Annotated in this window: 7 protein-coding genes; 5 read left to right on the top strand and 2 right to left on the bottom strand. The window is 74.9% G+C overall.

Annotated features, from left to right (window positions below; all coding sequences use genetic code 11):
* The coding region (locus ACYVKY_RS18950; RefSeq protein WP_460436544.1) for an excalibur calcium-binding domain-containing protein at window positions 1-231 on the top strand (231 nt) is incomplete at its 5' end.
* A 59-nt stretch (window positions 232-290) separates the two neighbouring features.
* Entirely contained in the window at window positions 291-4,136 is a 3,846-nt protein-coding gene (hrpA, locus tag ACYVKY_RS18945; protein ID WP_460436543.1) for an ATP-dependent RNA helicase, read from the top strand.
* A gap of 82 nt (window positions 4,137-4,218) precedes the next feature.
* On the opposite strand, the gene ACYVKY_RS18940 is transcribed toward hrpA, so the two are convergent.
* The gene (locus ACYVKY_RS18940; RefSeq protein WP_460436542.1) at window positions 4,219-5,439 is read right to left on the bottom strand and encodes an acyl-CoA dehydrogenase family protein; all 1,221 of its coding nucleotides are present in this window, start codon (window positions 5,437-5,439) and stop codon (window positions 4,219-4,221) included.
* Window positions 5,439-6,488, bottom strand: coding sequence for a phosphotransferase family protein (locus ACYVKY_RS18935; RefSeq protein WP_460436541.1), 1,050 nt, complete (start codon window positions 6,486-6,488; stop codon window positions 5,439-5,441). Before ACYVKY_RS18935 ends, ACYVKY_RS18940 begins: the two co-directional genes overlap by 1 nt.
* A gap of 61 nt (window positions 6,489-6,549) precedes the next feature.
* Between ACYVKY_RS18935 and ACYVKY_RS18930 the strand changes: the two genes are divergently transcribed.
* Genes ACYVKY_RS18930 through ACYVKY_RS18920 form a run of 3 tightly spaced genes read left to right on the top strand, consistent with a single transcriptional unit; the run spans window position 6,550 to window position 8,715 of the window.
* Window positions 6,550-7,560, top strand: coding sequence for a class I mannose-6-phosphate isomerase (locus ACYVKY_RS18930; RefSeq protein ID WP_460436540.1), 1,011 nt, complete (start codon window positions 6,550-6,552; stop codon window positions 7,558-7,560).
* Between the two features lie 43 nt (window positions 7,561-7,603).
* Window positions 7,604-8,077 (top strand): acyl-CoA thioesterase, encoded by a 474-nt coding sequence (locus ACYVKY_RS18925; RefSeq protein ID WP_460436539.1) that lies wholly within the window; start codon window positions 7,604-7,606, stop codon window positions 8,075-8,077.
* On the top strand, window positions 8,074-8,715 hold the full coding sequence (locus tag ACYVKY_RS18920; protein ID WP_460436538.1) for a hypothetical protein: 642 nt from the start codon (window positions 8,074-8,076) through the stop codon (window positions 8,713-8,715). Before ACYVKY_RS18925 ends, ACYVKY_RS18920 begins: the two co-directional genes overlap by 4 nt.
* Window positions 8,716-8,794: the final 79 nt, after the last annotated feature.

The raw sequence follows: 8,794 nt of genomic DNA, 5'->3' as shown, positions 1-8,794 counted from the left end.
GCCGCCGAGCAGGCTGCCGCCGCCGAGGCGGCCCGGCTCCCGGCCGAGCAGGCCGCCCGCGACGAGGCCGCCCGCCAGGCCGAGCAGGACGCAGCCACCGACCCGCGGTTCGAGACCTGCAAGGCCGCGCTGGCGGCTGGGTACGGCCTGTACGTGCGCGGTGTCGACCCCGAGTACGACTGGTACCGCGACGCGGACGGCGACGGCGTCGTCTGCGAGCCGCCGCGCTGACCCTCCCCGCCCGATCTCGGTCGAGCGGCTGCGCACCCGCCGCCTAGACTCGTGGGGTCATGAGCGCGAGCCCGGAGAGCGACCTCGCCGCGATCCGGTACCCGCCCGAGCTGCCGGTCTCGCAGCGCAAGGACGACATCGCCGCCGCGATCCGCGACCACCAGGTCGTGGTGGTCGCCGGCGAGACCGGGTCGGGCAAGACCACGCAGCTGCCGAAGATCTGCCTCGAGCTCGGCCGCGGCCGCGACGGCCTGATCGGTCACACCCAGCCCCGCCGCATCGCGGCCCGCTCGGTCGCCGAGCGGATCGCGTCCGAGCTCGGCACCGAGCTGGGGCAGCGGGTCGGCTACACCGTCCGCTTCACCGACCAGGTCAGCGCCGGCACCCAGGTGCGGCTGATGACCGACGGCATCCTGCTCGCCGAGATCCAGCGCGACCCGATGCTGCGCCGCTACGACACGATCATCGTCGACGAGGCGCACGAGCGGTCGCTGAACATCGACTTCATCCTCGGTTACCTGCACCAGCTGCTGCCGCGGCGTCCCGACCTCAAGCTCGTCATCACGTCGGCGACGATCGACTCCGCCCGGTTCGCCGAGCACTTCGGCGACGCGCCGGTGATCGAGGTGTCGGGTCGCACCTACCCGGTGGAGGTGCGCTACCGACCGGTGACCGATCCCGACGCCGCACCCGGCGACCCGGCCGCCGACCCCGACCGCGACCAGGTCTCCGCCGTGGTCGACGCCGTCGCCGAGCTGCAGCGCGAGGGCGACGGCGACGTGCTCGTCTTCTTCTCCGGCGAGCGCGAGATCCGCGACGCCGCCGACGGCCTGCGCGACGCGATGACCCGCGGCCGCATCCGGGAGGTCGAGGTGCTGCCGCTGTACGCGCGGCTGTCGGCCGCCGAGCAGCACCGGGTGTTCGCGTCCCACCCGGGGCAGCGGGTGGTGCTGTCGACCAACGTCGCGGAGACCTCGCTCACCGTCCCGGGCATCCGCTACGTCGTCGACACCGGCACCGCCCGCATCTCGCGGTACTCGTTGCGCACCAAGGTGCAGCGGCTGCCGATCGAGCCGGTGTCGCAGGCCTCGGCCCGCCAGCGCGCCGGTCGCTGCGGCCGCGTCGCCGACGGCATCTGCCTCCGGCTCTACTCCGAGGACGACTTCGACGGCCGTCCCGAGTTCACCGACCCCGAGATCCTGCGCACCAACCTGGCCTCGGTCATCCTGCAGATGACCTCGATCGGTCTCGGCGACGTCGCCGGGTTCCCGTTCGTCGACCCGCCGGACGCGCGGGCCGTGCGCGACGGCGTCGCGCTGCTCGAGGAGCTGCACGCCATCGAGCCGGGCACCTCGCCGACGGACCGGCGCCTCACCCGGATCGGGCGGCGGCTGGTGCGGCTGCCCGTCGACCCGCGGATGGCGCGGATGGTGCTCGAGGCCGACCGGCTCGGCTGCGTCCACGAGGTGCTCGTCATCGCCGCGGCGATGTCGATCCAGGACCCGCGAGAGCGACCGGCCGAGGCGCAGCAGGCGGCCGACGAGCAGCACCGCCGGTTCGTCGACGAGCGCTCGGACTTCCTCGCGTACCTCAACCTGTGGGAGCACCTGAGGCAGCAGCAGGACGAGCTGTCGTCCAGCGCGTTCCGGCGCGCGTGCAAGCGGGAGTTCCTGCACTTCCTGCGCATCCGCGAGTGGCAGGACCTGTACTCCCAGCTCCGACGCGTCTGCAAGGACCTGAAGATCGGGATCTCGCGCACCGCGTCGCCCGAGGCCGGTCGCGACGCCGTCGACGCCGACCGGGTGCACCAGGCGCTGCTGCCCGGGCTGCTGTCGCAGGTGGGCCTGCAGGACGAGCGCAAGGCGGCCAAGGCCGCAGCGGGCCGCCCGCAGCGCGGACGCCGCCCGCTCGCCGAGTTCCAGGGCGCACGCGGCATCTCGTTCGCGATCTTCCCGGGCTCGGTGCTCGCGAAGCGGCCGCCCGACCTGGTCGTGGCCGCCGAGCTGGTCGAGACGTCGCGGCTGTGGGCCCGCACCGTCGCCAAGGTAGAGGCGGCCTGGGTCGAGCAGGCGGCCGCGCACGTGGTGAAGCGGTCGTACGCCGAGCCGCACTGGTCGGCCCGCCGGGGCAGCGTCGTCGCGCAGGAGCGGGTGACGCTCTACGGCATGCCGCTCGTCGTCGACCGGGCGGTGCAGTACGGCCGGGTCGACCCGGTGCTCAGCCGCGAGCTGTTCATCCGGCACGCCCTGGTCGAGGGCGACTGGCGCACCCGGCACGCGTTCTTCCACGACAACCGTCGCCTGCTCGAGGACGTCGGCGAGCTCGAGCACCGGTCGCGCCGACGCGACATCGTCGTCGACGACGAGACGTTGTTCGCGTTCTACGACAAGCGGATCCCCGCCGACGTGGTGTCGGGTGCGCACTTCGACCGGTGGTGGAAGCAGGCGCGGCGCGAGGCGCCGGACCTGCTCACCTTCACCGAGGCCGACGTCGTCGACGACTCGGCGGCGGAGCGGGTCAGCCAGGACGACTTCCCCGACCGCTGGCACGTGGCCGGGCTCGACCTGCGGGTGTCGTACCGCTTCGAGCCGGGCTCGGACGAGGACGGCGTCACGGTCACCGTCCCCGCGGCGGTGCTGAACCAGCTGCCACCGGACGCGTTCGAGTGGCAGGTGCCGGGGATGCGGCTCGAGCTGGTCACCGGGCTGATCCGCTCGCTGCCCAAGCCGGTGCGCCGCCACCTGGCGCCCGCGCCCGACAACGCCCGGCTCGCGCTCGAGCACGTGTCGCCGGGGGAGGAGCCGCTGCTGCCCGCGCTGAGCCGCGAGCTCGGACGGCTGGCGGGCGTGCCCGTCCCGGAGGACGCCTTCGACTGGGACAAGGTCCCGGCGCACCTGCGGGTGCGGGTCAAGGTGACCGGGCGCCGCGGCCGCGAGGTCGCGGCGGGCAAGGACGTCGAGCAGGTCAATCGCGAGGCGGCTCCGACCGTGCAGGAGGCCATCTCGGCGTCGGCGCGTCGCGCCGGCGTCGAGGTCGACGACCTGCAGGGGTGGTCGGTCGGCGACCTGCCCCGCGAGTTCTCGACGGCGGGGCCGGGCGGCCCGGTCACGGGGTACCCCGCGCTCGTGGACGCGCAGGGTCGCGTCGACGTGCGGGTGCTGGCCACGCCGGCCGAGCAGGCGCGCGAGATGCCCCGCGGCACCAGGCGGTTGCTGCTGCGGTCGGCCCCGGTGCCGTCGGTGTCGTCGCTCACCGACGGCTGGGACAGCGCCGACCGGCTCGCGCTGACCCGCGCTCCGCACGGGTCGCTCCCCGCGCTGGTGCACGACGTCGCCGGTGCGGTCGTCGACGACGTCGTACGGCGCCACGGCGGTCCCGCCTGGGACGCAGCGGGTTTCGCCCGACTCGAGCAGGCGGTGCGCGACGAGCTGCCCGGCGCGGTCGGGGAGCACCTGCGGCTGGTCGCACGGGTGCTGTCGTCGGCGCGGCAGGTGGAGCAGGCGGTGTCGTCGGTGTCGTCGCTGCAGGTGCTGAGCTCGCTCGCCGACGTCAAGGAGCACCTCGGCCGGCTCGTGCGCCCAGGCTTCGTCACCGACGCCGGCGTGGCGAGGCTGCCCGACGTCCAGCGCTACCTGCGCGCCCTCCTGCGTCGGGTCGAGGTGCTCGCCCGCGAGCCGCAGCGCGACGCCCAGCACCTGTGGGAGGTACAGCAGCTGCAGACCGAGTACGAGCAGGCGGTCGCCGCCGCGTCACCCGCCACGTCCGCCCCGGACGAGCTGCGCGAGATGCGCTGGATGCTCGAGGAGCTGCGGGTCTCGCTGTTCGCCCAAGGCGTCGGCACGCCGAAACCGGTGTCTCCGCAGCGTGTTCGCAAGGCGCTCGCCGCGGCTGCCGCGGCGGGCTGATCCCCCAACCCATCCCGGATCGCCGTGTCTCGGGCGCGGACGCGTGTCGGACCCCCGGGGATGCGGCGACTCGGGGGAGGGCTCAGGCGTAGCGGGACAGCTCGCGGCGGGCGAGCGACATGCGGTGCACCTCGTCGGGACCGTCGGCGAGGCGCAGGGTGCGGGCCGCGACCCACAGCTGCGGCAGGATCGTGTCCTGGCAGACGCCCATGCCGCCGTGCACCTGGATCGCGTCGTCGACGATACGCTGCACCGCCAGCGGCACGGCGATCTTGATCGACTGGATCTCGGTGTGCGCGCCCTTGTTGCCCACGGTGTCCATGAGCCAGGCGGTCTTCAGCACCAGCAGCCGCGCCTGCTCGAGCGCCACCCGGGCAGAGGCGATCTGCTCGCGCACCACGCCCTGCTTCGCGAGCGGCTGCCCGAACGCGACGCGGTCGAGCGCGCGGCGGCACAGCAGCTCGAGCGCCCGCTCGCCCATCCCGATCAGGCGCATGCAGTGGTGGATGCGTCCCGGGCCGAGCCGCGCCTGCGCGATCGCGAAGCCCTTGCCCTCGCCGAGCAGGATGTTCGCGGCCGGCACCCGGACGCCGTCGAAGCGCACCTCGGCGTGGCCGCCGTGGGCGGCGTCGTCGTAGCCGAACGTGCGCAGCGGGCGGACGACCTCGACGCCCGGGGTGTCGCGGGGGACGAGCAGCATCGACTGCCGCTCGTGCCGCGGTGCGTCGTCGCCGGCCGAGCGTCCCATCACCACGAAGACCTCGGCGCGCGGGTCCATCGCACCGGTCGACCACCACTTGCGGCCGTCCACGACGTACTCGTCGCCGTCGCGGCGGATGCTCGTCGCGATGTTCGTGGCGTCGGACGAGGCCACCTCCGGCTCGGTCATGCAGAAGGCGGAACGGATCTCGCCGGCGAGCAGCGGACGCAGCCAGCGCTCCTGCTGCTCCGGGGTGCCGAACTCCGTCAGCACCTCCATGTTGCCGGTGTCGGGCGCCGCGCAGTTCACCGCCTCGGGCGCGAGGAACGGTGATCGACCGGTGATCTCGGCGAGCGGCGCGTACTGGGCGTTGGTGAGCCCGGCGCCGTGCTCGCCCGGGAGGAACAGGTTCCACAGCCCTCGCGCGCGGGCCTCGGCCTTGAGCTCCTCGACCACCGGCGGTCGGTGCCACGGGTCGCCTGCGGCTCGCGCCGCCTCGACCTGCTCCTCCAGCACGGGCTCGGCCGGGAGCACCCGCTCTGCGAGGAAGGCCTCGAGCCGCTCGGCGAGCTCGGTCGTGCGGGCGTCGGGGGCGAAGTCCATCAGTCCTCCAGCGAGCGGGGGTCGTCGAGCAGGCGCAGGCCGCGGGCGGCGAGCGGGGTGACCAGGGCGCCGATCCGGTCGAAGCCCTCGCCGACCGTCTTGCCCTGGGTGAACCGGTAGTGGATGCCCTCGCAGATGACCGCGAGCTTGAGGTGCGCGAAGGCCGTGCACCACGTGAGCGCGGCGAGGTCGTCGTCGTCGAGCCCGACGTCGTCGGCGTACGCGCGGACGATGGCTGTGCCGGTCGGCCAGCCCAGGGCGGGTGACATCGCCTCGCTGATCGGGTTCGGCCCGCCCCCGAGCGCGCCCGAGTAGGTGAGCAGCAGGCCGACGTCGGCGAGAGGATCGCCGAGCGTGGCCATCTCCCAGTCGAGGACGGCGCGGACCTCGCGGCCGGTGGGGTCGAGGACCGCGTTGTCGAGCCGGAAGTCGCCGTGCACGACGCCCCGGCGGTGCGGACGGTCCGACCCGGGCGGCACCGACGCCGCGAGCCGGTCGCGCAGGGAGTCGACCTCGGGGAGGTCGCGGCTGCGGCTGGCGTCGAGCTGCGACGACCAGCGCCGCACCTGGCGGGCGAGGAAGCCGTCCGGGTGGCCGAAACCGCTGAGCCCCACGGCGTCCGGGTCGACGCGGTGCAGGTCGGCCAGGGTGGCGACGAGGGCCGTGCCCGCCGCGGCCAGGCCGCCGTCCCCGAGGCCGTCGACCTGCTCGCGGGTGCGGACGACGACGCCGTCGACGTGCTCCATCAGGTAGAAGGGGGCGCCGAGGACGTCCGGGTCCTCGCACAGCCCCAGCATGCGGGGCACGGGCACGACCCCCGCCAGCGCCGCCTGCACGGTGTGCTCGCGCGCCATGTCGTGGGCGGTCGCCAGCACGTGCCCCAGCGGCGGTCGCCGCAGCACCACCCGCGTGCCGTCGAGGTCGAGCAGGTAGGTGAGGTTCGAGCGGCCGCCGGCCACCACCTCGGCGGCGTCGACGTCGTCGCCGAGCCCGGTGGTGCGCACCCAGGTGCGCAGGGCGTCGAGCGACAGGCCCGGGAGGTCGACCACGGGTCGAACCTACCCGGGGCGCGTCGGCCATGCTGGACCCCGACCGACGAAGGAGTGCACCGTGACCCAGCCCCTGCCGGGGACCCAGCCCGTCGTGCTGCCCGCCAACCAGCCGCCGGACCGCTTCTACCGGGGCGGCCGGCAGATCGCCGCCTTCCGCGGCGACGAGCCCGTCGACTCGAACGTCCCCGAGGACTGGGTGGGGTCGACGACGTCGCTGTTCGCCGAGACCGACCTGGGGCTCACCCGGCTGCCCGGCGGCGAGCTGCTGCGCGACGCCGTGCGGCGCGACCCCCGGGCGTGGCTCGGCGCCGACCACGTCGCGGCCTTCGCCGACGACACCGGGCTGCTGGTGAAGCTGCTCGACGCCGGCCAGCGGCTTCCCGTCCACGCGCACCCCGACGTCCCCTTCGCGGGCGAGCACCTCTCGCTCTCGCACGGCAAGACCGAGGCCTGGGTGTTCCTCGAGCCGGCCACGGTGCACCTGGCCTTCGAGCGCGAGGTCGGCGCCGACGAGCTCGCCGGGTGGGTGCGCGACCAGGACACCGACGCGATGCTCGACGCCATGCACACGCTGCCGGTGCGTGCCGGCGACGCCGTCCTGGTGCCGGCCGGCATGCCGCACGCGATCGGCGAGGGCGCGTTCCTGGTCGAGCTGCAGGAGCCGACCGACCTGTCGATCCTGATGGAGTGGAAGGGGTTCGACCTCGACGGTGCCGCCGACGGTCACCTCGGGCTCGGGTTCGACCTCGCGCTGCAGGCCGTCGACCGGCGGGCATGGCCGGGGAGCGAGGTCGAGGCGCTGCGCGGCGCGCGGGCCGGCGACCTCGGCGACCTGCTGCCCGACGCCGCCGACTTCTTCCGGGTCGAGCGCACGCGGGGAACCGTGACCAGCCCGGCCGGGTTCGGCGTGCTCGTCGTCGTGAGCGGCGGTGGACGGCTGAGCGGCGGCACCGGCGAGCTCGACGTGCGCGCGGGCCAGACGGTGCTGCTGCCGCACGCGGCGGGCGACGTCCGGCTCGAGGGCGACACCGAGGCGCTGTGGTGCCGGCCACCGGCGCCGCCGGTCTGACGGCCCCCGACCCCGCGACGCCCGGAGGGGGCAGGATGGAGCCATGGCACGACGTCGCATCCTGACCCCGCTGCGCTGGTCCGACATGGACGCCTACGGCCACGTCAACAACGTGCAGTTCCTCCGGCTGCTCGAGGACGCCCGCGTGCTCGCGTTCCACGGCCACAGCAGCGACGACGGCGGCGACATGGTGGCCACCGGGTTGCTCGTCGCGCGGCACGAGATCGACTACGTGACACCGCTGCACTACCGGCCCGCGCCCGTCGCGATCGACCTGTGGGTCAGCTCGCTCAGCGGTGCCGCGTTCGAGATGGGCTACGAGGTCGTCGACGACGAGGGCGAGCACGCCGACAAGCCGGTGGTCTACGCCCGCGCCGAGTCGACGATGGTCGCCTACGACCTCGAGGCCGGACGTCCCCGCCGGTTCAGCGACCGCGAGCGGGAGCGGCTCGCCGACTGGCACGACGAGCCCGTCCGGCTGCGCCGCCGGGTGCGCGAGCAGCGCGGTCGCGCGTGAGCGCGACCCCTGTCCTGCGCACCGAGGACGCCGCGGCCGCCGCGGACCTGTCGACCTACGTGCTACGGGCGTCGCGCCTCGACCCCGGTGGCGCCGCGCGCGTGCAGGCCCTCGGCGACGTCCTCGCCGTCTACGTCTGCCCGCTCACCGGCGGCGGCGGACCCACCGTCCTCGGCCTGCGCACGAGCCGGTTGCGCGAGCCGGCCGAGGTCGACGTCGTGGTGCCGCTCGCGGCGCTCGCCGACCGGCTCGCCCGTCCTGACAACGGCACCGACGTGCCCGTCCCGCCGACCGAGCAGGCCGCGGCGTGGGCCGGCATCTCGCCGCCGCGCGGGGGCTGGGAGGCGCTCGAGCCCGTGCCCGCGCCGGTACTCGTGCAGGCCGCGGAGGCCGGCATCGCCGAGGTCGCGGCCGGCACGTCGTCGACGAGCGGCGCACCGGCCGTGGCCCAGCTGCGCGCGCGGGTGTGGGGCCGGCCGGTGCCCGGCGCCGACGTCCCGTCGGGTGCGGCGTTCGCCGCGCACGGGCTGGCCTTCGTCCGCGAGCTCGACCCGCCGGTCGAGGTCCGCCGCAGCGGGCCGTGGACGCGGCTCACCACCCCCCGCGGCCACGTCCTGGCCCGCGCGTCGTTGCTGTGAGCGGGCGAGGACGGACAGCGCAACGACCGGTCACCCTGGCGAGAGGGTGCCGGCCGTTGCGTTTCGAGGGTACGCCGCC

The organism is Angustibacter speluncae (genome assembly GCF_054777815.1).
Note: the sequence above shows the minus strand (reverse complement) of the source record. Positions and strands in the feature narration are given on the sequence as shown.

Coding starts and splice junctions, on each gene's coding strand:
- hrpA (WP_460436543.1), top strand. CDS start 291: ATGAGCGCGAGCCCGGAGAGCGACCTCGCCGCGATCCGGTACCCGCCC.
- ACYVKY_RS18940 (WP_460436542.1), bottom strand. CDS start 5,439: ATGGACTTCGCCCCCGACGCCCGCACGACCGAGCTCGCCGAGCGGCTC.
- ACYVKY_RS18925 (WP_460436539.1), top strand. CDS start 7,604: ATGGCACGACGTCGCATCCTGACCCCGCTGCGCTGGTCCGACATGGAC.